15 protein-coding genes are annotated in these 23,632 nt (G+C 34.4%); 8 read left to right on the top strand and 7 right to left on the bottom strand.

Annotation, left to right across the window (positions count from 1 at the left end; all coding sequences use genetic code 11):
• Window positions 1-142 precede the first annotated feature (142 nt).
• From AC4PRO_RS17150 to AC4PRO_RS17140, 3 genes are read left to right on the top strand one after another with little or no spacing between them, the layout of a single operon-like run.
• The gene (locus tag AC4PRO_RS17150) at window positions 143-2,779 is read left to right on the top strand and encodes a T9SS type B sorting domain-containing protein (RefSeq protein WP_492118246.1); all 2,637 of its coding nucleotides are present in this window, start codon (window positions 143-145) and stop codon (window positions 2,777-2,779) included.
• 31 nt (window positions 2,780-2,810) lie between these two features.
• Window positions 2,811-3,746, top strand: a complete 936-nt coding sequence (locus tag AC4PRO_RS17145; RefSeq protein ID WP_492118245.1) for a PorP/SprF family type IX secretion system membrane protein — start codon at window positions 2,811-2,813, stop codon at window positions 3,744-3,746.
• Between the two features lie 10 nt (window positions 3,747-3,756).
• Window positions 3,757-5,886, top strand: a complete 2,130-nt coding sequence (locus AC4PRO_RS17140) for an OmpA family protein (RefSeq protein ID WP_492118244.1) — start codon at window positions 3,757-3,759, stop codon at window positions 5,884-5,886.
• 86 nt (window positions 5,887-5,972) lie between these two features.
• On the opposite strand, the gene AC4PRO_RS17135 is transcribed toward AC4PRO_RS17140, so the two are convergent.
• Window positions 5,973-6,554 (bottom strand): MiaE family protein, encoded by a 582-nt coding sequence (locus AC4PRO_RS17135; RefSeq protein ID WP_016990606.1) that lies wholly within the window; start codon window positions 6,552-6,554, stop codon window positions 5,973-5,975.
• Window positions 6,555-6,664: 110 nt separating this feature from the next.
• Between AC4PRO_RS17135 and AC4PRO_RS17130 the strand changes: the two genes are divergently transcribed.
• The gene (locus AC4PRO_RS17130) at window positions 6,665-7,912 is read left to right on the top strand and encodes a glycosyltransferase (RefSeq protein WP_074724588.1); all 1,248 of its coding nucleotides are present in this window, start codon (window positions 6,665-6,667) and stop codon (window positions 7,910-7,912) included.
• A 228-nt stretch (window positions 7,913-8,140) separates the two neighbouring features.
• On the opposite strand, the gene AC4PRO_RS17125 is transcribed toward AC4PRO_RS17130, so the two are convergent.
• From AC4PRO_RS17125 to porU, 6 genes are all read right to left on the bottom strand, one after another.
• Complete coding sequence (locus tag AC4PRO_RS17125) at window positions 8,141-9,025, bottom strand: hypothetical protein (RefSeq protein WP_492118243.1); 885 nt, start codon at window positions 9,023-9,025, stop codon at window positions 8,141-8,143.
• Window positions 9,026-9,455: 430 nt separating this feature from the next.
• Entirely contained in the window at window positions 9,456-11,108 is a 1,653-nt protein-coding gene (locus AC4PRO_RS17120; protein WP_492118242.1) for a dihydrolipoamide acetyltransferase family protein, read from the bottom strand.
• A 7-nt stretch (window positions 11,109-11,115) separates the two neighbouring features.
• Entirely contained in the window at window positions 11,116-12,114 is a 999-nt protein-coding gene (pdhA, locus tag AC4PRO_RS17115; protein WP_074724585.1) for a pyruvate dehydrogenase (acetyl-transferring) E1 component subunit alpha, read from the bottom strand.
• Between the two features lie 144 nt (window positions 12,115-12,258).
• Window positions 12,259-12,741 (bottom strand): cytidine deaminase, encoded by a 483-nt coding sequence (cdd, locus tag AC4PRO_RS17110; RefSeq protein WP_074724584.1) that lies wholly within the window; start codon window positions 12,739-12,741, stop codon window positions 12,259-12,261.
• Window positions 12,742-12,814: 73 nt separating this feature from the next.
• Window positions 12,815-13,978, bottom strand: a complete 1,164-nt coding sequence (gene porV, locus AC4PRO_RS17105) for a type IX secretion system outer membrane channel protein PorV (protein ID WP_074724593.1) — start codon at window positions 13,976-13,978, stop codon at window positions 12,815-12,817.
• A 38-nt stretch (window positions 13,979-14,016) separates the two neighbouring features.
• A complete protein-coding gene (gene porU / locus AC4PRO_RS17100; protein WP_492118241.1) occupies window positions 14,017-17,856 on the bottom strand; it encodes a type IX secretion system sortase PorU in 3,840 nt (1,279 codons plus the stop codon).
• Window positions 17,857-18,047: 191 nt separating this feature from the next.
• Between porU and gldJ the strand changes: the two genes are divergently transcribed.
• The 4 genes from gldJ to AC4PRO_RS17080 all read left to right on the top strand — a co-directional run.
• Window positions 18,048-19,733, top strand: a complete 1,686-nt coding sequence (gldJ, locus tag AC4PRO_RS17095; RefSeq protein ID WP_074724582.1) for a gliding motility lipoprotein GldJ — start codon at window positions 18,048-18,050, stop codon at window positions 19,731-19,733.
• 61 nt (window positions 19,734-19,794) lie between these two features.
• Window positions 19,795-21,081 (top strand): UDP-N-acetylmuramoyl-tripeptide--D-alanyl-D-alanine ligase, encoded by a 1,287-nt coding sequence (locus AC4PRO_RS17090; RefSeq protein ID WP_492118240.1) that lies wholly within the window; start codon window positions 19,795-19,797, stop codon window positions 21,079-21,081.
• Window positions 21,082-21,239: 158 nt separating this feature from the next.
• Entirely contained in the window at window positions 21,240-22,700 is a 1,461-nt protein-coding gene (locus AC4PRO_RS17085) for a glycoside hydrolase family 30 protein (RefSeq protein WP_492118239.1), read from the top strand.
• Between the two features lie 575 nt (window positions 22,701-23,275).
• A partial coding sequence (locus tag AC4PRO_RS17080) for an ISAon1 family transposase N-terminal region protein (RefSeq protein WP_492118238.1) occupies window positions 23,276-23,632 on the top strand: 357 nt, incomplete at its 3' end.

The raw sequence follows: 23,632 nt of genomic DNA, 5'->3' as shown, positions 1-23,632 counted from the left end.
TTGCATTTGGTATAATTTGGAAACACAAATATCAAGATTTTAATATTTCCCCACAACATTTTGTCTTGATCCATTATTTCTGCTAATTAAAATAATTAGTACAATAAATAATGTATTTTTGAATTAAACTAAAGAAATATTTATGGCTTTAAAACTACCTTTCCCGCCAAAACTCAGATTTTTACATTTTATTATTATCTTAGGGTTATTTTTATCTAGATCTAATGCTTCTGCGCAGTGTGACCCAACCAATAATAGCATTGTTGTTTGTAACGTTTCTGATTTCAGTAGTAAAACGGTTAATCTTTTTTGCGCATTAGTATCTTATATTCCGGGTGGAATTTGGAATGACGATTCCTTTACCGGAGGCTTGAACCCAGTTACTGGTATTTTAGACGTTCAAGCAATAGGACTTTCAGGTATTTTTAGTTATACATATGCTGCAGTGGGTAGTTCTCCAACTACCGTTTTCGTAACTGTTGGGGGATATGCTGGAGTTTCAAACCTAGGAGTTCCAGCTTGTAGCGATAATGAAACCTTTAATTTGTTTCTAGGTTTTAAAGGTGATTTTCTAAGTCCACAATCGAACGGAATTTGGCATGACGATGATGGTACAGGTGCAATAAGCGGAAATTATCTTAATGCTACTGTTGCTGGATTGGGGCCACATTACTTCACCTATACTATGCCTGCAATAGGTGCTTGTTCGTCTAAGTCTTCTACGATACTTGTGACTGTTAAGCGTGCTCCAGAACCTGGTGTTCCTACTGATTTAAAGATATGTTCAGATAATTTAATGGCATATAGTAATTTAAACTTATTTGATTTGTTAACTGGAGAAGATCCTAATGGTCTTTGGAAGGAATTTTCAACTTCTGAATTAGCAGGAGTTAGCGATTCTACAGTTGATGTACAGCATATTTATAGTACTTTAGGAGCGGGAGTCTATAATTTTGTCTATACCGTTAAACCAATAGGTGCAGATAACACTATTTGTAACGAGAAAACAAGTACTGTAAGTATTTTAATAGAGAAGCAACTTGATTTTACAGGAGCCAATCTGGTTGTAAATTCTGATATTTGTGAAATGGATATCGCTACAGCAACATATAAAGCTGTTTTAAGTGAAGGAAATCAAGGTATTCCGGATGGTAATTATCTTGTGTCTTATAAAATTGGTGGGACTTCATCTACAGTATCGGATTCGGTAACTGCCAGTTTTGCTAATGGTGTTTTGACTTTTGATATAAATCGACTTAATTTTCCACAAGTTGACGATTATACTGTCACTATAACTGATATTGTGAAAGTGGGAGGTCTTGGTCTTTGTAACAATGTCATAGGCCTTATTTCTGATATGTTACATATAAATCCAATGCCGAGAATTAATAGTGGTACTTTAATTATTAATGCTATTTGTAAAGGAGAAAGCGCAAAGGTTATAATTTCGGGTAACATCAATTTAGCAGATGGGAATTACAGTATAATTTATAATTTATCAGGAAAAAACAGTGCTATTGCACAGCAAGCGAATTTTAAGGTTATAAACGGCGTAGTAGGTGATATTCTAATTCCATTTGGGTTGATTGCTATTGACGGAGACACGACATTCGCAGTTAAAAAAATTACAAATCTAACAACTGGGTGTACTAATACATCAACTTTATCTAAAATATTCGTTGTTAATCCATTACCGGATGTTTCAAGACTTGTCTTGGACGTAAAAGATGTCTGTGAGAACCAACCCGTTTCAGTGCTGCTATCCGGATTAGGAATTTTAACGAATATTACTTTAAGCTATAATCTTACGGGAGCGAATACAGCGCTCAATGAAACGGTAACGGTAGAAGTTAACTCTGGTGCTGCTAGTTTTGCCATACCATCGGCGTTATTAATAAGTACTGGGATCACAACTTTGGTTCTTACGGATATTATCGATAATACAAACGGTTGTGGAGCCATAATAAATATTGGCTCAAAGAGTTTCACGATTAATACAATTCCAAATTTACCAATTGTAGATGACCAACAATTTTGCAAAAATGATAAGGCGACTATTGCCAATTTAGTACCAAAGGGAACCCAATACCAATGGTTTGATTCGTTAACAAGTACGACTGCATTAAATAACAATACCCTTTTGGTAACAAAAAATTATTATGTTAAGGAAGTGAATGTGGTTACTAAGTGTGAATCTGGAAGAGCAGTACTTAATGTTAGAGTAAATGAATTAGGTACGCCGGTTTTAGTTCAAGACCCATTAAATTTTTGTGGTTTGGATAAACCCACTGTAAATAGTTTGACGGCTATTACGACAGCAAGTGGAACGATTGAATGGTATGACGCTGCTGTAAATGGGAATAAATTAGCCACGACAGCTTTGCTTAAAGAGGGGGCTGCCTATTACGGCTTTAGCTATTCAAGTTCCACAACATGTTATTCGGATGTTGTGGAGGTGACTGTATCGCTTACTAATTGTGATGTCACTCCTGAATTTTTTATTCCTGATGGTTTTTCACCAAACGGTGATGGGGTAAATGACAGTTTCAGAATTCGAAACATCGAGTTTATTTATCCAAATTTCACCTTAGATATTTACAGTAGATATGGAAATCTTTTGTTTAGTGGTAATAAAAACAAATTGGAATGGGATGGTAAAAATTCTGATTTCAAAATTGGCATTGATGGAGTAGCTCCGAACGGCGTTTATTTTTATATAATCAATCATAATAAAGGTAATAAAGCACCAAAACAAGGGCAACTTTACTTGAATAGGTAGTCAGCATTCCTTACTTTAAACTTAATTTCAAATGAAAAAAACAATACTATTTGTAAGTTTTTTATTTTTTATAATAAATGTGACGGCGCAACAAGATGCGCAATATACTCACTATATGTATAACATGAGCACGGTAAATCCTGCCTATGCAACGGGAATGCAATCTATGTTAGACCTAGGAATACTCTACAGAACACAGTGGGTTGGTGCAATTGGGGCTCCAAAAACTATGACACTTTTTGCGCACATGCCTGTCAACAAAAAAGTAGAGGTGGGGTTTTCATTGGTTTCTGATGATATTGGAGATGGTGCAAAAAAGGAAGATAAGTTTTTTGCAGATTTTGCATACGTGCTCCGATTAAATAATTCACACAGACTTTCTCTTGGATTGAAAGCTGGTCTTACCTCTTTTAAAACTAATTTTAATGGTTTTGTTTTTGAGAGTGGGAATGCTAGTACGGATCTTGCTTTCTCGGAAAACGTAAATGCAATATTCCCTAATGTTGGTATTGGAGCATTTTACTTCACGGATAAATATTATATAGGTTTATCTGCGCCAAATTTGTTTTCTTCTAAACATATTGAGGAGCGTTCTGGAATTAATGCTTTTGGTTCAGAAAAAATTCATTCCTTTTTTACCGGAGGTTATGTTTTTAGATTATCGGATTCATTTAAATTAAAACCGGCATTTATGTCAAAATTTATCAAAGGAGCTCCAGTCACTTTAGATATTTCTGGCAATGTTTTGTATAATGATAGATTCGAGTTTGGTGCTGCTTATAGAGTAGGCGATGCCGTAAGTGCATTGATGAATGTAAAAGCAACTCCAAGTATTAGAGTTGGATACGCATATGATTATACGATTTCTAATCTTGGACAGTTTAACTCCGGAACACATGAAATTTTTATATTATTTAATCTAGATTTATTAAGTAAAGGATATGATAAATCACCAAGATTCTTCTAAAAAAGTAAACATGAAAAGAATACTCCTAATTATAATTGTCTGTTCAATACAGCTTATAAATGCCCAATCTCAAGATTTAAAAAGGGCCAAACGCTTTTTTGAAAAAACCTTTTATAGCGAAGCAATTCCTTTGTATGAAAATATTCTTCTAGAAAACAGCTCTTTTGAAGTGGTTAAAAACTTAGCGGATTGTTATTATTATACCAATGATTATCCTAATGCACAAAGGCAGTATCGGGTTTTGCTTGCTAGATTTAATAAAGATCTTGAAGAAGAATATTATTTTAGGTATTCACAAACCTTGAAGGCAACAGGAAATTACGAAGAATCAAATCAGGTTCTTAAGGATTATTTTATTAGTTCAAATAACATCCAAGCCTTATCTAAATTAGAAAAAGAAAACAAGGAACTTGGAAATGTATCTGTATTGGATAATAGATTTGAAATTAAAAATTTGGCGATAAATACGGTTAATTCTGAATTTGGAGCTGTTAAACAAGGTGAAAGCTTAATTTTTTCTGGGGTCAAAACGAAGCATGGTTTGTTTGATAAAGTATACAAGTGGAATAACGAACAGTACCTTGAGTTGATGAAAATCCCTTTAATTAATATCAATTCTAGTGATTCTATTGTAGATTATTTTTCTAAGGAATTAAATACCTCTATGCATGAATCAAATCCTGTTTTTACTAAAGATGGAAATACAATATATTTTACTAGAAATAATTATAAAAAAGGGAGAAGAGGTAAAAACAAAAATAGAGTGTCAAACCTACAAATTTTTAAGGCTGAACTGGTGGATAATAAATGGACAAATGTAGTTTCACTTCCTTTTAATAGTGATGATTATTCGGTGGAACATCCAGCACTTAGTAGTGACGAAAAAATATTGTATTTTGCATCAGATATGCCTGGTACGTTAGGCTCTTTTGATATTTTTAGCGTTGCTATCAATGGTGAGGACTATGGAGTTCCAATAAACTTGGGGGTTAAAATTAATACCAGTAAAAAAGAGCAGTTTCCTTTCATATCAAAAGATAGCAAATTGTATTTTTCTTCTAATGGACATGCTGGATTTGGATCATTGGATGTCTTTGTGTCGGAAATACAGTCGAATGAGTTTTCTAAACCATTAAATGTAGGTTTGCCGGTAAATTCCGGTTATGATGATTTTTCTTTTACTATTGATTCCGATAATAAAGAGGGTTATTTCTCTTCTAACAGGATTGGTGGAAAAGGGAACGATGATATATATCAGCTGAAAGAAATAAAACCACTACTTATCGAAGATTGTATGCAGTTTATTGCAGGAATTATAACTGATGTGGATACAAATCTTCCTTTAGGTAATACTTTAGTTCGCTTACAAAACGGCGATAAGATCGAAATTGAATACTTTACAACAGCAGAAGACGGAAAATTCAGTTTCACGGTGACTTGTGAAACAGCCTACTTTGTATTAGCATCTAAAGAAGATTATACAAAGGATTCAAAGTTTTTTCAACTTCAAAAAGAACGAAAGAAAACAAATGATGCTTCGATGTCTTTAAAATCTATGGAAGCGATAAGAAAAGAGGAGCATTTTGCGCTTGAAGAGAAGGAAAAGCAGCATCTAGTTTTGCTTGAGCAAAAGAAAAAAGAAGAAGTAGCGTTAGTTGAAAAAGTTAAGAAAGACAAACAAATTGCAGCTGAAAAAGCAATTGTAGATGCCCAAAATAAGAAGAAAGAAAAACTGGATAATATAATTGCGACCGAAAAAGATGTGGTAAAAGATAATGGTCGTTTAATAGTGAAAACGGATCCCATCTATTTCGATTATGATTTATGGTATATTCGTAGAGAATCAAAACCAATCTTAAATCGCGTGATTGAATTAATGAAGAAATATCCTGATATGGTTATAGAGATTGGTTCGCATACGGATAACCGCGGAAATAATCATTATAACTTGAAGCTTTCATCCAATAGAGCGCAATCAACAAAAGAATATTTCGTAAGCCAAGGAATTTCCAGTAAGAGAATTATTGCCAAAGGATACGGTGAAAGTGTTCAAATTAATAAATGCGAGCCGAGTGAATCTTGTACGGAAGAACAGCACGAGTTGAATAGGCGCAGTGAATTTGTAATTAAAAATTTATAGGAGTTTATAATAAAGAAAACAAATCATAAAATTATGATCGAACAAAAAAAAGGGATTATCGATAGATATCCCTTTTTTTATATTGACTATCCGTGAACAGATTCGTTTTTGCCGTAGTTTACAATAATAGATGTTTCAAAATCAATCCATTCTTGCCAACGTTTGTCTACATCAACATTGTCAGCATATTTTCGGGCAAAGCCTAAGAAAGTGGTGTAATGCCCTGCTTCAGAAATCATTAAATCTCTATAGAATTTTGCTAATTCAGGGTCTTTTATATTTTCTGACAGTACCTTGAATCGCTCACAGCTTCGGGCTTCAATCATCGCCGAAAATAGTAAACGGTCGCATAAAGCATCTTTTCTACTGCCGTCTTTTTTCATAAATTTAAAAAGTTCATTTACATAATGGTCTTTGCGCTCTCTACCTAGCGTCAGACCTTTGCTTTTTATTAAATCATGTACCATTTGGAGATGTTCTAGCTCTTCACGGGCAATAACTAATAGCTCGGTTACTAACTCTTCTAATTCTGAATTATAAGTAACAAGGCTTATTGCATTTGAAGCTGCTTTTTGTTCACACCAGGCATGGTCTGTCAATATCTCTTCAATATTTGATTCGACTATATTTACCCATCTCGGGTCTGTTGCTAATTTTAATCCTAACATGGTATATTATTTAATTAATGCAAAATTAGTGTTTTCTTTCTGATTTCTTGGTTAAATGATAGTTTAGAGCTCTAAATTGTATTATTTTGTAACTGAAATTAAATACAAAGATGGATAAGGTTAAAAAGCTCTTAATAATAGGCAGTGTGTGGCCAGAACCTAATTCTTCTGCCGCGGGAACTAGAATGTTACAGTTGATTTCTCTTTTTAAAGTGGAGGAATATGCTATAACATTTGCAAGTCCTGCGATGGATAGTGATTTTATGGTTAACCTTGAATTAGTAGGAGTAGATAAAAAAACGATTACTTTAAATTGCTCGAGTTTTGATGGCTTCGTAAAAGACCTAAATCCATCGGTGGTGTTGTTTGATCGGTTTATGATGGAAGAGCAGTTTGGTTGGCGTGTAAACGAAAACTGTCCAGAAGCCTTACGCTTATTAGATACTGAAGATTTTCATTGTTTACGAGTAGCACGTCAGAAAGCATTTAAAGAGAAAAGACCTTTTGTGGAAGCTGATTTGTTTGTGGAAGCTGTAGCCAAAAGAGAAATAGCTAGTATATTGCGTTGCGATTTGTCTTTGATTATTTCAGAATATGAAATGCAATTGCTTACAGAAATATTTAAAATTGATAGTTCGCTATTGTTGTATTTGCCTTTTTTATTGGAAGAAATATCTAATGCTGACATAGATAAATTGCCTTTATTTGATGAAAGGAATAATTTTGTTTTCATTGGTAATTTTCTCCATGAACCTAATTGGAATGCGGTTCAATATTTAAAAGAAACGATATGGCCTCTTATAAAAAAGCAGTTGCCTGAGGCTGTTGTACATATTTATGGCGCTTATCCGTCGCAAAAAGTGTTGCAACTCAATAATGTCAAGGAAGGTTTTTTAGTAAAGGGGCGCGCTGCTAATGCGAGTGCCGTGGTACAAGAAGCTCGAGTAGTGCTGGCGCCTTTGCGTTTTGGGGCTGGTATAAAGGGAAAACTATTAGAAGCGATGCACTGTGGAACTCCTAGCGTTACTACCTTTATTGGAGCAGAATCGATGCATGGCGATTTGGATTGGAATGGTTTTATAGCGGATAATCCTGAAATTTTTGCAAATGAAGCGGTACTGTTATATCAAGATGAAAAACTTTGGCTTCAAGCTCAAAAAAACGGAGTTGAAATAATAAATCACCGGTATTTAAGAGGATTGTTTGAGGGTGATTTTATGAAGAAAATAAAATGGCTACAAGCTAATTTACAAGAGCATCGTGTGAATAATTTTATGGGGTCATTGCTGCAACATCATACTCTGAAAAGTACGATGTACATGTCCAAGTGGATTGAGGAGAAGAATAGAAAGAAATAATTATAAATTTGCCACCACGATTAGTGCAAATAATAGCCCGTTTTAACGATTTGTATTCTTCGAATAACTCCTTCACTTAGATAAGCAAATTTTGATTGATTGTTGTAATAATTTTGTTCGTCGCAGAGCCTAGGAGTCGATGAGTCCCAGTCAGTAGTACTTCCTTGCAATTGCGTCTATAACTATTCACCTGTATTAGTTACTAAAGGTTAATAAGTTTAGCGAGTATTAATGATCCGGAATGGCGCTGTTTTTATAGGAGTTATGTATGATGAGGATGAGTAACCCAAAAAGTACGGCGCCAACGATTAATACGTTATTTACTAGTCCTTCCATCGAAAAGGATAATTTTATTAACATAGTAGAAATTACAAATCCCGAATTTCTTATGATTTGGTGAAACTTGTCAGAGTGAAAGAATGAGAATAACAGTAGTAGTACATCAATCATGATTAATAACATGAAAAAATTATCAAAGAATATATTATTGATGTTTTTAAAGGAGTTTACTGGAGCGACGTTCTGTTCCATTGAAGCGATCAACCAGTTACTAAACGAGTACAAAGCCATAATAATCAATACGGGAATAAGAGTAGTTGCTATGGTTTTTTTTAATTTGATGAATTTTTCCATTCGGATTTTCTCTTTAGCCGTTCTTGTAGTGTCATCGCTTTCTTGTTTTTTTATTTTTTTATAAAATAGTTGAATTAAAAAAAACAAAAGTATTGTGGTAATAACGTCATAAAGGAACTGCAAGTCATTTTCGAGCTTAAACCATCCTGTGGACACTTCGATGTGACCAATATCTTTGAAGATTCTTCGTATTACAATCAGTGTTATGATTTCATACTGCTTCCCTATGTATTTTGAGGTGGAACTTGGTAGGTAAAAAACAAGTAAAAACACTTCATAAACTAGAATGAACGAAAATGGTGTATAAACGGCAGAGATGGGATTTTTTGTCAGTTTGCTAGCAATGTGAATAATGTCTTGGTTTACTAGAAAAATAATCAGTAGATGTATTAAATAGCTGATTATCGCAATGCCTATTATTATACGTTCTGTTTGTTCCCTGAACGTTTCGGATAAAAACTTGTCAAATAACTTTTTCATAAGTTTTGTAATTGAGTATAGTTAATATGCATTAAAATCAACAACATGGATTGTAGATTGTTTTACATTCAATCAGTAGCGGCAGTGTGATGAATGTAAGAGGACTCGCAATCTTCAGCATTTATAGTTTTACAAAAAAGCACAAAAGAGAATTCTTGAAAAGAACCGTTTCGTAAAGAAAAGGATATTTTAATAGCCTATTTTTGGTTGTATTTTTTTGTAGTTTTTCTTATTCCTATTTAAATTCAAATTTACATAAAAAATGATTTAATCCTACTTTTATTATTATAACTAACATATTTTCAGTTAATTAAGCTGCTGTTTTGGGTGTTTAATGTGATCGGTCATGGGTTTTACTTTGGTGTTATAAAAACAAAAAACCCGTCAAGTGCTAAACTAGACGGGTTTTGGTTTTATATAAAATCAGTAATTAGGCAAGCATCGTAACTGGGTTTTCTATGTATTGTTTTAATGTTTGTAAGAACTGTGCTCCAGTTGCTCCATCGATAGTACGGTGGTCACAAGCTAGAGATAACATCATGGTGTTTCCTACGACGATTTGGCCATTTTTAACCACTGGTTTCTCTACAATAGCTCCTACTGATAGGATAGCAGAATTAGGTTGGTTGATGATAGAATTGAATTCTACAATACCAAACATTCCTAAGTTAGAAACAGTAAAAGTACTTCCTTCCATTTCGGTTGGTAGTAGTTTTTTGTTTTTGGCTCTTCCGGCAAGATCTCTTACGCTTCCGCCAATTTGAGATAGACTCATTGCATCTGTAAATTTCAATACAGGAACAACTAATCCATCTTCTACAGCTACAGCAACACCAATATTAACATGATGGTTGATTGTAATTGCTTCTTCTTTCCACTGAGAGTTCACCTTTGGATGTTTTTTTAATGCCATAGCACATGCTTTGATGACCATGTCATTAAAAGAAACTTTTGTATCAGGAATACTATTGATTATAGCTCTAGATTTCATTGCATCATCCATTGTAACTTCGATAGTTAAGTTGTAATGAGGCGCTGTAAATAAAGACTCTGCCAATCGCTTGGCTATGATTTTTCGCATTTGCGAATTCTTAATCTCTTCTGTAAATACTTCTCCCGCAGGAACAAATACTTTTGGCGCAGCGGCAACGGTAGTTGGTGCTTTTGCAGTCACAGAAGTTTCAGCAGTTACTGTGCTAGTTGGTGCAGCTGGAGTGAAATTTTCAATATCACTTTTCACGATACGTCCGTTTTCACCTGAACCTTTCACTTGATTTAATTGAATTCCTTTGTCACTTGCAATTTTCTTTGCTAATGGCGATGCTAAAATTCGTTGTCCGTCAGTTGAAGCTTCTTGAGTAACTGGTGTTACCGCATCAGCTGGTGCCGATTTAGTTTCTTCAGTTGGTTCTGTAGATTTAGCCTGACCTTCATTACTGTAGTTTTCAGCAATACCGGTTATGTCTGTTCCTTCAGGGCCTATAATAGCCAGTAAACTGTCTACAGGAGCTGCGTTTCCTTCTTGAATACCTATATATAATAAAGTACCTTCATTGAAAGATTCAAATTCCATAGTTGCTTTATCGGTCTCGATTTCAGCAAGGATATCACCTTCACTAACTTTGTCGCCCACCTTTTTTAACCAAGTAGCTACAGTACCTTCGGTCATGGTATCGCTTAAACGTGGCATGGTAACAACAACAACTCCTTTTGGTAAAGAGGCTGTTACTGGGGGGGTATCTTTTTCTTCCTTTATAGTTTCAGTGGGAGCTGAATCATTTTCAGTTTTAACTACTTCTGTGTTAGGGGCTGATTGTTCTGCTATTAAAGCAGCGACATCTTCACCTTCTTTTCCTATAATAGCAAGTAAAGAATCTACGGGTGCTGATTCTCCTGCTGGGATTCCTATATATAATAGAGTACCTTCATTAAAGGATTCAAATTCCATTGTTGCTTTGTCGGTTTCAATTTCAGCTAGGATATCTCCTTCACTAATTTTATCTCCTACTTTTTTAAGCCAAGTCGCTACCGTTCCTTCCGTCATAGTATCGCTCAAACGAGGCATTGTAATAATTGTTGCCATAATTGATTTATAGTTTATGAGGTATGAATGGATAATTTTCTTGTTCGTATACTACATCGTAAAGTTGTTGCACTGGTGGGTAATCAGATTCTTCAGCAAAATCAACACACTCTTGAACTAAATCTTTTACCCTTTGATCAATTGCTGCAATTTCTTCTTCTGTAGCATAATTTTGATCTTTTATTAAGTCTAAAACTTGGGTAATTGGATCAATTTTTTTATACTCTTCTACTTCGTCTTTAGAACGGTATAGTTGAGCGTCAGACATTGAGTGTCCTCTGTAACGATATGTTTTCATTTCTAGAAATGTTGGTCCATCTCCACGTCTTGCTCGATCGATAGCTTCTGTCATTGCTTCCGCTACTTTTACAGGATTCATTCCGTCAACAGGACCGCAAGGCATCTCGTAGCCTAAGCCTAGTTTCCATATATCCGTGTGGTTGGCTGTTCTTTCTACAGAAGTTCCCATTGCATAACCGTTATTTTCAACGATAAAAACAACTGGTAATTTCCACAACATGGCCATGTTAAAAGCTTCGTGAAGTGACCCTTGTCGAGCAGCTCCATCACCAAAATAGGTCATGGTTACTCCGCCTGTTTCAAAATATTTATCTGCAAAAGCTAATCCTGCTCCTACAGGAATTTGTCCACCTACAATTCCGTGTCCACCATAAAAACGGTGTTCTTTTGAAAAAATGTGCATAGAGCCACCCATTCCTTTAGATGTTCCAGTAACTTTTCCTAAAAGTTCAGCCATTACACGTCTTGGGTCTACACCCATTCCGATTGGTTGAACGTGATTTCTGTATGCAGTAATCATTTTATCTTTTGTCAAGTCCATTGCGTGCAATGCACCAGCAAGTACGGCTTCTTGACCATTGTATAGATGCAAAAATCCTCTGACTTTTTGTTGTATGTATAATGCTGCGAGTTTGTCTTCAAACTTTCTCCAAAGGAGCATATCTTCATACCACTTTAAATAAACCTCTTTTGTAACTTCTTTCATCTCAATTGTTCTTTTGCTAAAGTTTTTATTGTGTTATCAACTAGTACCTATAACGCAAAATAGTCTCCTCACACGAATTTGCGAATCGCAAAAATAAGACATTCCATCTAAGGAGTAAAATTAAAAGGCTTCTTTTTGTTTTTTTTACAAGAATTTTTTGTCGAACATAAAAGGTAGCAAGTTTTTTAGCGAGTCTGATTTGTAGATATCACCTGTTTCTCCCATAAAATAAATTTCTATTGGATTTTCTTGCCGAATTTCATACTCTGCTATTGATTGCCTGCAAGCACCACAAGGAGGTATTGGGGCTATTGTTTTATTTGAATCTGAAGCTGCGGTAATCGCCATTTTTAAAATTTTTGCTTCAGGATAAATGGCTCCTGCATGAAAAATAGCAACACGTTCAGCGCATAGGCCTGACGGGTAGGCTGCATTCTCTTGGTTGGAACCTAAAACAGTTTGTCCATTGTCTAATAATAGCGCGGCACCGACGCGAAATTTTGAATAGGGCGCATAGGCATTTTTTCTAACGCCCACCGCTTGTTCCATTAAATTCTGGATGTCACTTGGTAATTCTTGAAGTGAGTTATAAGCCGAAAATTGGCTGGTAATAGTAATTTTTTTCATTGTTTTTTGAGGAAAAAAAATCCAAATTTCATGGTTTTGAAGTTTGGATTGTTAATTTAGATTTTATATATAGCTAATATTCATCGTATTTATCTCCAAAATTAAAAGTTAGAGAGAAACGTAATGTGTTTTCTAAAGGATTTTTAACTTTTGAAGCTGAAAACAAGTAAGAGACATCTACTTTAACGACATTGTATTTAAAGCCTGCTCCCATAGAGAAATATTTTCTAGCACCTTTTAGGGGACTTTCATGGAAGTAACCTAAACGCATAGCAAAAGAGTCCTGATATGAATATTCAGCTCCTACAGCATAAGTCACTTCTTTGGTTTCTTCGCTAAGACCGTCTGGCGCATCTCCAAATGATTTAAACACACCGGAAACCCAGCCAATAGAACGATAATTATCTGTGTTTTGCGCTCTTTCTTCAGGAGTAATCGTCCCGTCCCCATTTAAATCTGGGTTTTGAGGAGTAGGAACTAATAGTTTATTGAATTCAACATTGACTGCTACTTTATTGTAGTCGTCCAAAATAAAGTCAAATCCCGTTCCGAGTTTTAAATTTGCCGGCAAAAAATTAGTGCTTATATTGTCGTTGTCATAACTAATTTTTGGGCCTAAATTCTGAATGTTAAATCCAGCTCTCCATCTTCCATTAAACTCACTGTATGCTATTTCTTCTGATTGATAAAATCCTGCCACATCGATTGCAAATGAACTCGCTGCTGAGGCATCTGCGTTATCGGTAGCCACTTTTAAATTTGAACGAATATATCTTCCGGCAACTGCCATGGAGAATTTTTCGCTTAATTTCAAGGAATAAGAACCGTCAATAGCAAATTCGTTTGGAGAAACTATTCTCGCAGGGTCATTTGGATTGTCACGTAATTCGATTTCACCAAAACCAAAATAGCGAATACTTGCTGCAAAAGCATTTCGATCACTTATTTTATTGTAATATGTTAATTGACCTAAAGAGATGTCATTTGCTAGATCTGTAAGATAGGGAGTAAAACTTACGGAAACTCCTTGTTTGTCAGTTGCAAAGGCATATTTTGCTGGATTCCATTGTTGCGAAAAAGCATCTGCCGAAGTTGCGACTCCTATATCTGCCATACCTGCGGCTCTCGCATCGGCCGAGACTAATAGAAAGGGAACAGCAGTGGTAATTACCCTATCTTGAGCGTTTGCATAAGAAAAAACGAGTATGCAGCTTGTGAAAAGTATTAATTTTTTCATTTTTTCATTAAAATTCATTGAACAAATATAGTATTTTATTAAAGTATTACAAGTTTTTCAAACTTTTCTGCTCTTTTATTGGTCATGGTAGATTTGACGGTTAGTTTGTAGATATATACTCCTTTTCCGATTTTATTTCCAAAATCATCTTTACCATCCCATGTAATCTCTTTTGACAAAAAACCTTCGGTTGAAATGATTTGATTTTTTGCCCAAACTACTTTACCTGTTATTGTCATAACTTGTATTTGCACCATTAAAGGTTCATAAGGCCTGTTATGTGTAAACCAAAATTCAGTATAATTAACAAATGGATTAGGATAGTTTAGTACATGTGTTAAAGTTATTGTTTCGTCGCCAACTACCACGAACTGGATTTCAATAGTTATAGGATTGTTATATACGTCCCATGCCTTAAATGTAATAGTATGCAGGCCAATGGCTAAATTACGAAGAGGAAAGCGAAGGCTTCCCTTAGTATAATCGTCAAGATTGGTTTGATAATAATCATTTAAAACATACGGATTGCTTACATTTCCGTCTAAAATTGCTACAATATCATGTCCTATTCCGCTAGCTGTATTGATTCCATTTTCATCTTCGAGAAAAGCAAGTAGAAACGGGGATGCATTTGTTGTTCCGCCAGAAACAAATGTTTCGTCATTCATATATAACTTCACTTTTGGGCTAATATTGTCTTGCGCCGCATTTTCATTAATTCCGCCTATTTGAATGGTACTATCAAAGCCGGTTTCATTTTCTAATGTCTGCTCCTTTTTAGCATAAAAACTTATTTTTCCATTAGCTACAGGAATTCGAATATCTCGAGGGACTACAAAACTGAATTCAAACAAACCGTTTGTTATAGAAGCATTTCCTCTAAAAATAGTTTCGCCAATGGTGTTGAAATTTATTGAGGGACTATTATTGTCATTATTTAATGTTGTCCTTGGAATAATTTTATCAAATATGGTAGAGGACAGTGTGCCATTATAATTAGCTAGAAGCACATCATTTTCATCGGTTATTTCACCACTCACTTTCATGCGAGCCAATGATTTGAATTCATCTGTAGTTTGCGACACTGGAATGTCATTTACTTTTGTAAGTTTTATTTTTGGCTTTGGTATCGCTAGAATTAATGCGGGATCACCTAAATAAAAAACGACATTTGTGGCGCTATTTGGATTGCTGTTTTTTGATATTCGTAGAGCCTCGGCGATTGAGGTGTATTGGCTTGAGCCAAATGAGAATAGCTTCTCAGATAATACATCATTGAAATTTTCAGCGCTAAATTGACCTATTGATCGAATTGTTGTGATCATAGCAATAGCACCACCTTTTGGATTCCAATAGGTATATTCACCGGCTGTAGGTCTCGACGGATTGTCAAAACGGGAGAATTCGCAGGTGATTGTTATGAATAAGGGGTATTTGTATTGGTTATTTAAATTTTGTCCATCCGATTTTTCCCAAATTCTTTCAGATGATAAACCGTCTTCGCCTCCATGTCCCAAATAATTGAAAACCAAAGCGCCTTTTTCGAATGCATTAAATAGATCTGTTCTTGCTTTTGGATATCGGAAACCTCCTGCAGATGCTTCTTGAACATAGGAATCCAAAAGGATTTTATTAATGTTAAAAAAGGGTTTTTGAGTTGTGATTATATCGGCTAATTTATTTTGTCTACTTTGTAAATTGGAATCAGAGGTTATGTCTGAATCATCGCTAATCATTACGAAATTGTTTCTCCAACTTCCAAATGATTTTATATCATGGTATTCAATGACTTTGTTTACCATTTCTTCTGCCTGCTGCGGATTGTTTACAATCATTCTTCCAACAGCAATATCAATACCGCCAAAAAAAGAGATGATATTTCCTTCGGTACTATCCATCAAGCCGTAAAAATCATCGGATGCAAATGAAGCTTCTCCTGTTGTTTGGCTATTAAGGGCATGATATATAGGTATAATGTTAGTGTTGTTTGCGATTCGGTTTTTATAATCATAGGAAGCGTCCCCAAACAAATTCACGTACTTTATTCTTTTTTCCGTGGTAGAGGCATTTTCATAAATATATTTGATGCAGTTTCTAATGGCTGCTATATCTTGCTTTCCAGAGGAAAATTCGGGGTATATTGATTCGGTCGTAATTACTTTGACATTCAGTTTGGAGTAGATTCGGTGGAAATTGGCTAATTTTTCAGCTTGAATGTATAAAGAATTAGGAGTGATAATTACATAGTCAATATCTTCAAATTGAGCTTGTTTGTTTTTGAAAATAGAACCTTTAATGTTTTGATTAGCGACTTTAGGTTTGCTATCTTTTAATGGTGTGTAATAATCTGAGGCATCGATTGCGACATATTTTCGGAGTTCGCCTAAATTTGCTTTGAAAGAAAAAGTGGGTTGATTTGTGTTCTCAAATTTGCTTACATTATATAGGTCTGTAATATCCCACACCTGACTAATTTTTTCTGCGCTAGACAGAATGTAATTTACAATGCCGAAGTTAGCAATTGAAGCATCATATTGAAAGTTAAATTGTTTTCCATATCCTTGAAGTTTTCTTTTGGCTATGAGTTCGATTTTGTCCAAAAAACCCTTTGAACCCGGTACGCCATTGTTATTATAGCTTAATTTTATTTTTACAGTTTCGGATCCATTAAAGGAGGTGTTGCCAGGTAGAGAGCCAACATTAAATTCAGTGTCTGAATTTGTATTTATTGCAGGAAAGGATATGGAGCCAATAGTTTGGCCGTTAGAAGTAATCTGAAAAGAAGTTAAGGTGTAAGCTGCAGAAGCGGCTGTCGCTTTTATTTTGACAGGTGTTGTGATGTCTATGTTTGGAAAATTAAATTCAAATTCTTGATCTTGGCTGATGTCAAATGATTCTCCAAACCACTGTCTGCCTAGGTTTGCAATATTTTTTAAATCTTTTTCATGGAACTGATGGTCGTCAAAAGTATTTAAATTTAATGTGCTGCTGCCCTTGGGCTCACTCAGTTCTGTAATTCTTTTTCCGTCTACTCCTGAAGTATTGATGTAGTAAAACGACTTAGTATCGTATAGATTATTATAGGTCTGACTTTCGATATTGTAGGTGTCAAGACCTTCAGCGTAGAATAAAATATAATCTTCGTTGTCAAAGTTTCCGTCGTTTTCTCCAATAATTTGTATTGCATTTTCGGTTAAATCGGAAGGATAATAAATATTGTTTGACAGGGGGAGCATTTTCCCTCCATTTCCATAAATTTTTATTTTTTTAGGATCAATGGCATTCAAGTTAATGCCTAAGTCTTGTAAAAAACTTTTGGATATTTTATAAACGCCAGATTTTTCAATGTAAAAACGATACCAATCTCCTGTGGCTAAAACGGAGTTGGAAATAGAAGTTGTGGCTTTATTTGATTTTAATATCTTTGAGGTTGAGTTAATGATGTTATAAGAAAAGGATTTTATTCTTTTATAACCGAATTCATCTTTGACTATAGGAGACAAGCTGAGAAACGATTGAGAGATGCCTCTTGATTGCGTATTTCTTAGTGAGGATTCTATTTTTTTTGGTATGTTTTTAATGGCTAAATCCCCAAGTTGAGACGGAGCGATTGATTCATAGGTTACATTGGTAATTTGGATACTGGTTTGGTCGTTTAGAGCAGGCGTTGTTAGTTCTTGGGTGTATGTTATTTTTTTTTCGGACGGGTCATAATGGTAATTGTTGCCAGTAAAGTGCGGGATATTGATTTTATATGTTCCAAAAGAAACTGCCGTTTTTTCAATCCAGTCAATAGTTACGTCACCTGCAGTCTGTGCATTTGATAGATAAGGAAGTAGTAATAAACTATAAAATAGTAGTTTTTGCTTAAATTGCATGAATAGTAAATGTTTTATAAAGTAAAAATATATCTTTTAGTATGAAAATAAATAATAAATAGTATAAATTTGCGTTTGATTTGTATAATTCATTTTATATGAATCATCACAATAAATTTATTCAAAACGGTGTTGCGGGTTAATTGTTAATTATTATATTGCGTCACTTAAATTATTACCTTTAAACGAGTATGAAAGTAAATAAAATTATAGCCTTGCGATTGATGCTATCAGTAACAATGATTGTGGGTTTTGCTAGTTGTAGTAAAAAATCTAGTTCAAAAAATGCATCAAGGGCCACGGGTTGGAATGTAGATAGTAAAAATGCTTCTAGTAGTAAAAAACAAGTTGCAGGACCTGGATTAGTTTTTGTTGAGGGTGGAACTTTTACTATGGGTAAAGTGCAAGATGATGTTATGCATGATTGGAATAATACTCCAACACAACAGCATGTACAGTCGTTTTATATGGATGAAACTGAGGTTACCAACTTCATGTATTTGGAATATTTAGATTGGTTGAAAAATGTGTTTCCACCTAGTGAAGAAAGTTACAAATATATTTATGAAGGGGCTTCGCCTGATACTTTGGTCTGGAGAAATAGATTAGGTTATAATGAAACGATGACCAATAACTATCTAAGACACCCTGCTTATGCAAATTATCCAGTAGTTGGTGTAAATTGGATTCAAGCTGTAGAGTTTAGTCAGTGGAGAACAGATCGTGTAAATGAAGCTATTCTAGAGCAAAACGGATATTTGAAGAAGAATGCTAAAACAAATGATGTTTCTGCAGAAAGTTCTTTCAGCACTGAGACATATTTGAAAGCTCCAACAATGACTTACGGAGGAAACGAAGAAATCGTTTTAAAAGGAGGAAAAGGAGCTAGAAAAAGTCCTAAAGCTGGAAAAGATGGAATCGTAGCTGAACAAAAAAATGTATATGCACAACGTTCATCAGGTCTTATATTGCCAGAATATAGACTGCCTACAGAGGCAGAATGGGAATACGCAGCTGCAGCTGATGTGGGGCAGAGAGAGTACAATATTTACAAAGGGCAGAAAAAATATCCTTGGTCTGGTAGTTATACTCGTTCAGGGAAAAGACAAAGTAAGGGAGATCAATTAGCTAACTTTAAGCAAGGTAATGGAGATTACGGTGGAATTGCAGGCTGGTCTGATGATGGAGCTGACATAACTAATGCAGTTAAGAAATATCCAGCAAATGATTTTGGATTGTATGATATGGCAGGAAATGTAGCCGAATGGGTAGCCGATGTTTATAGACCTATTATAGATAATGAAGCAAATGATTTTAATTATTTTAGAGGAAACCGATACACTAAAAATAAAATTGGTCCAGATGGTAAAGTAGAAATTGTCACTTTAGAGACAATGAAAAAAGATACTCTAAGTAACGGAAAAGTTATAGTAAGAAGTTTTCCAGGTCAAATTGCTCAGGTTCCTGTTGATGAGAATGAGACTTATTTAAGACAAAATTTTGATAAGAGTAATAATATTAATTATAGAGATGGTGATAAACAATCTTCTAAATATTATGATTTTGGATCTTCTGAGTCTGATACCGACAAAGAAAAAGGAGATAAATCAATGTATAATTCGCCGAAGCACAATGTAACAACAGATAGTTTGGGATCGATGGTTAGAAAATATGATAGGTCAAGTAAAAGAACAACTTTGATAAATGATGACGTAAGAGTTTATAAAGGGGGTTCTTGGAGAGATAGAGCATACTGGTTAGACCCTGCTCAAAGAAGATATTTTCCACAGGATATGGCGACTGATTATATCGGATTTAGATGTGCAATGTCTAGAGTTGGTCCAAAATCAGATAAAAAGAAATCTGTAAGAAATTAAATTTTATATAAAATAGTAATCAAAGCCCTTTCATTAGGGCTTTTTTTTTAATCGTTTTTAAATGGATATAGCTGGAATTCATAGGTTATTTTTGAAATGTAAATCAGTTTCAATTGACACGCGTAAAATAGAGTCAAATTCATTTTTTATTGCCATAAAAGGAGATCGCTTCGATGCCAATATATTTGCAAAAGAGGCTTTAGAAAAAGGAGCGTCTTATGTAATAATTGACAATAAAAATTATTTTATCGATGAAAGGACAATCTTGGTTGAAGACAGTCTGGATGCTTTGCAAGAATTAGCAAAGTTTCATAGAAAATATCTGAATCTGCCTATTATTGCACTTACTGGAAGTAACGGAAAAACAACAACAAAAGAGTTGATTCAAGTCGTTCTGTCAAAGAAATACAAGACAAAAGCTACGATTGGGAATCTTAATAATCATATTGGAGTTCCGCTGACGTTGCTGTCCTTTAGTACCGGTACGGAAATAGGTATTGTTGAAATGGGAGCTAATCATAAAAAAGAAATTGAATTTCTTTGTGAAATCGCAAAACCTGATTATGGTTATATAACGAATTTTGGCAAAGCGCATTTAGAAGGTTTCGGAGGCGTCGCAGGTGTGATAGAGGGTAAAAGTGAAATGTATCACTATTTGTTCCAAAATGACAAATTAGCTTTTGTGAACCTAGAAGATCCAATTCAAATTGAAAAAACAAAAAAGATAAAATTGTTTTCTTTTGGAATAAATAGAGATAATGCGGATGTGTGTATTACTTCTGTTAAAGCTAATCCGTTTGTCGAAATACGATATTCAAATATTGTCATATCATCTCATTTAATTGGGCTTTACAATGCTAATAATTTAAATGCTGCAATTACTATAGGAAGATACTTTGAAGTTGATGATTTGTCCATTAAAGAGGCTTTGGAAGGTTATGTCCCAGAGAATAATAGGTCGCAATTATTGACTATTGGTACAAATCAGATTATTTTGGATGCTTATAATGCGAATCCAAGTAGTATGGCGGTAGCGATTGAAAACTTCCTTCAATTAGATAATTCTAATAAAATTGCTGTTCTTGGCGATATGTTTGAGTTGGGGATTGAAAGTTTAGCAGAGCATAAAGCTATTGTCGATTTGCTAATAAAAGAGGATAATATGGTGTGCTACTTTATAGGGAAAGATTTTTATCAGAACCAAATAGATAAAGAGAACTTTTATTTTTATGACACTTTTGGAGATTTTTCGGATTCTATAAAAGGAGTAGGCTTTGATAATAAAATGATTCTTATAAAGGGCTCAAGAGGTATGGCTTTGGAACGAACTTTGGATTATTTGGTATAAGGAAGCGTATGATTTTTGAATATGAGTTGTCTTAATAGTGCATTTCAGCAGTTTATTAGTTGATTTTTAATAATACAATTAAGCAGAAAATGGGTTGGTACTTTGATAGAAATAGAATCTGTATTAACTTGCATTTGGCAAATTTTAAAAAAAAGATAATGAAAAAAATTATAACAACTCTACTTTTAGTGGTGACTTTTTTTGCTTTTTCGCAAGAAAAAAAGCAAAATAAAGCGATTCCTTTTTCTATAAGTAACAGGAATGTGACCATTTATACATCGGCAAATAATACAGATTTGAGATTAACAAAGACAGATGTAAATGTACAATTTACAGATCTAAAACAACCACTTGAGACACAGCTTTGTGTTTTTGTAAACCCAAACAAAACATTTCAAACATTTCTAGGAATTGGTGGAGCGATTACTGATGCAAGTGCCGAAGTTTTTGCAAAGTTATCTAAGGAAAGTCAGGAAGAGTTTTTAAAGGCTTACTATAGTAAAGATAAAGGAATAGGGTACTCTATAATTAGAACTAATATTCACAGTTGTGATTTTAGTTCAGGAAGTTATACTTATGTTGATGAGGGCGATGCTGCATTAAAAAGTTTTAGCGTTTTGCACGATATGGAATTCAGGATTCCATTAATAAAAAGTGCAATTGCGACCGCAGGAGGTAAGGTCGCAGTATATGCCAGTCCATGGAGTCCGCCAGCTTTTATGAAGGATACGAAGAACATGTTACAAGGAGGTAGATTGCTGCCAGAGTTTTACCAATCGTGGGCAAATTATTATGTAAAATTCATTAACAGCTATGAGAAAGAGGGAGTTCCTATTTGGGGTTTAACTGTTCAGAACGAACCAATGGCAAAACAAACATGGGAATCTTGTATTTATACAGCTGAAGAAGAACGTGATTTTGTGAAGAATTACTTAGGACCAACATTGCTAAAGGCTGGACTTTCCGATATAAAGCTTACTGTTTGGGATCATAACAGAGATTTATTATCACAAAGAGCAAGCGCTATTCTGGATGATCCTGAGGCTAGTAAATTTGTTTGGGGAATTGGTTTCCATTGGTATGAAAGCTGGAGCGGAGGAGATTCTATGTTTGAAAATGTTGGAAAAGTACATGAGATGTACCCCGATAAAAACTTACTTTTTACAGAAGGTTGTGTTGAAAAGTTTGATTATAAAAAACTACAGCTTTGGGCAAATGGAGAACGTTATGGTGAATCTATGATTCGTGATTTTAATAATGGAACCGTTGGTTGGACTGATTGGAATATACTTTTAGACGAAAATGGAGGGCCGAATCATGTAGGTAATTTTTGTTTTTCTCCGATACATGGGGATACAAAAACCGGAGCTTTGATCTATACGCCTTCTTATTATGTTATTGGGCATTTTTCTAAATTTATCAGCGCAAAGGCAAAAAGAATCAGTAGTGTTGCTAGTAGAAGTCAATTGCAAACAACTTCATTCTTGAACGAAGATGGACAGGTAGTAACGATCGTTATGAATAAAACAGATGAAAAACTGAAATATAATTTGTGTATTGGCACAAATTCTGCTGAAGTTTTTATTTTACCACGCGCTATTCAAACTTTACTATATTAATTTAAAATTAAATAGGAACATTTGCCTAAATCGTATTTGGATGCATCGGTATTACGAGAATGGTTTTATGAATCGTTTTTAACGGGATTCAATTTTAGTTTTTTCTCCACTGAAAATAATTGATTAAAAGATGGAGGTTTTGCTATAGCAAGTGATGCTTAATTAAAAAAGAAAATAGGTAAATTTATATACTGGCGACAAGTCAAATAATCAGAAATCCAAACATAGATTAATTGTCTAGTTGTCATAAAATACGGCTTGATTTTGAAATAGCTAGTTATATGTTTAGCTCAAAAGTTGCATTTGTATCTTGATGCAGCCTTTAATTACATTTATAAATTAAAATAGATTCTAGGCCTAATGTTTGTATTGCTATCGCCATATTCTATGGGGTTGCAGCTAAAATATGTTTAAGATCATTGCAATGCCTTTTAAGTAATTCTAAAACTTTGAGTGAAGAATCTCATGCTAAATAGTGCCTGCTTTATCCTAAAGTTATAGGTAAGCGTGGATCAAGACATATTGTTGTGGGGAAATATTAAAATCTAGATCTTTGTGTTTCCAAATTATACCAAATGCAAGATTGTTATAGCGAACTAATCAAGTTATTATTACCTGAAATCATTGTTGAATATTTTGAATTGACTTCTTATAAAAAAGAGGGTGAAGTTTTACATTTATATTTAAAAGAGATCAATTCGATTCCTAAAGAATATCGGCAATATAAATTAAGTTCAAAAGGCTTCTTTGATGAGATTACAGTTCAGGATTTTCCAATTCGTGGACATCAGGTATATCTTCACATTACTCGCAGAAGATGGCTTAATGAAGATACAGGAAAAGTGGTTTTTAGAAATTGGAATTTAGTAGCGGACGGAACTCGTGTAACACAGGAGTTTGCGTCTTTTTTAAAAGAGATCAATAGATTCCAG

This window comes from Flavobacterium sp. DW-iso2 (genome assembly GCF_058725285.1).
This window is presented reverse-complemented; position numbering and strand designations above follow the sequence as displayed.

Excerpts from the sequence above, each read along its gene's own strand:
- cdd (WP_074724584.1), bottom strand. The coding sequence starts at position 12,741 with ATGAAAAAAATTACTATTACCAGCCAATTTTCGGCTTATAACTCACTT.
- AC4PRO_RS17085 (WP_492118239.1), top strand. The coding sequence starts at position 21,240 with ATGAAAAAAATTATAACAACTCTACTTTTAGTGGTGACTTTTTTTGCT.
- AC4PRO_RS17090 (WP_492118240.1), top strand. The coding sequence starts at position 19,795 with ATGGATATAGCTGGAATTCATAGGTTATTTTTGAAATGTAAATCAGTT.
- AC4PRO_RS17120 (WP_492118242.1), bottom strand. The coding sequence starts at position 11,108 with ATGGCAACAATTATTACAATGCCTCGTTTGAGCGATACTATGACGGAA.
- pdhA (WP_074724585.1), bottom strand. The coding sequence starts at position 12,114 with ATGAAAGAAGTTACAAAAGAGGTTTATTTAAAGTGGTATGAAGATATG.
- porU (WP_492118241.1), bottom strand. The coding sequence starts at position 17,856 with ATGCAATTTAAGCAAAAACTACTATTTTATAGTTTATTACTACTTCCT.
- AC4PRO_RS17140 (WP_492118244.1), top strand. The coding sequence starts at position 3,757 with ATGAAAAGAATACTCCTAATTATAATTGTCTGTTCAATACAGCTTATA.
- AC4PRO_RS17135 (WP_016990606.1), bottom strand. The coding sequence starts at position 6,554 with ATGTTAGGATTAAAATTAGCAACAGACCCGAGATGGGTAAATATAGTC.
- AC4PRO_RS17150 (WP_492118246.1), top strand. The coding sequence starts at position 143 with ATGGCTTTAAAACTACCTTTCCCGCCAAAACTCAGATTTTTACATTTT.
- gldJ (WP_074724582.1), top strand. The coding sequence starts at position 18,048 with ATGAAAGTAAATAAAATTATAGCCTTGCGATTGATGCTATCAGTAACA.
- AC4PRO_RS17125 (WP_492118243.1), bottom strand. The coding sequence starts at position 9,025 with ATGAAAAAGTTATTTGACAAGTTTTTATCCGAAACGTTCAGGGAACAA.
- AC4PRO_RS17130 (WP_074724588.1), top strand. The coding sequence starts at position 6,665 with ATGGATAAGGTTAAAAAGCTCTTAATAATAGGCAGTGTGTGGCCAGAA.
- porV (WP_074724593.1), bottom strand. The coding sequence starts at position 13,978 with ATGAAAAAATTAATACTTTTCACAAGCTGCATACTCGTTTTTTCTTAT.
- AC4PRO_RS17145 (WP_492118245.1), top strand. The coding sequence starts at position 2,811 with ATGAAAAAAACAATACTATTTGTAAGTTTTTTATTTTTTATAATAAAT.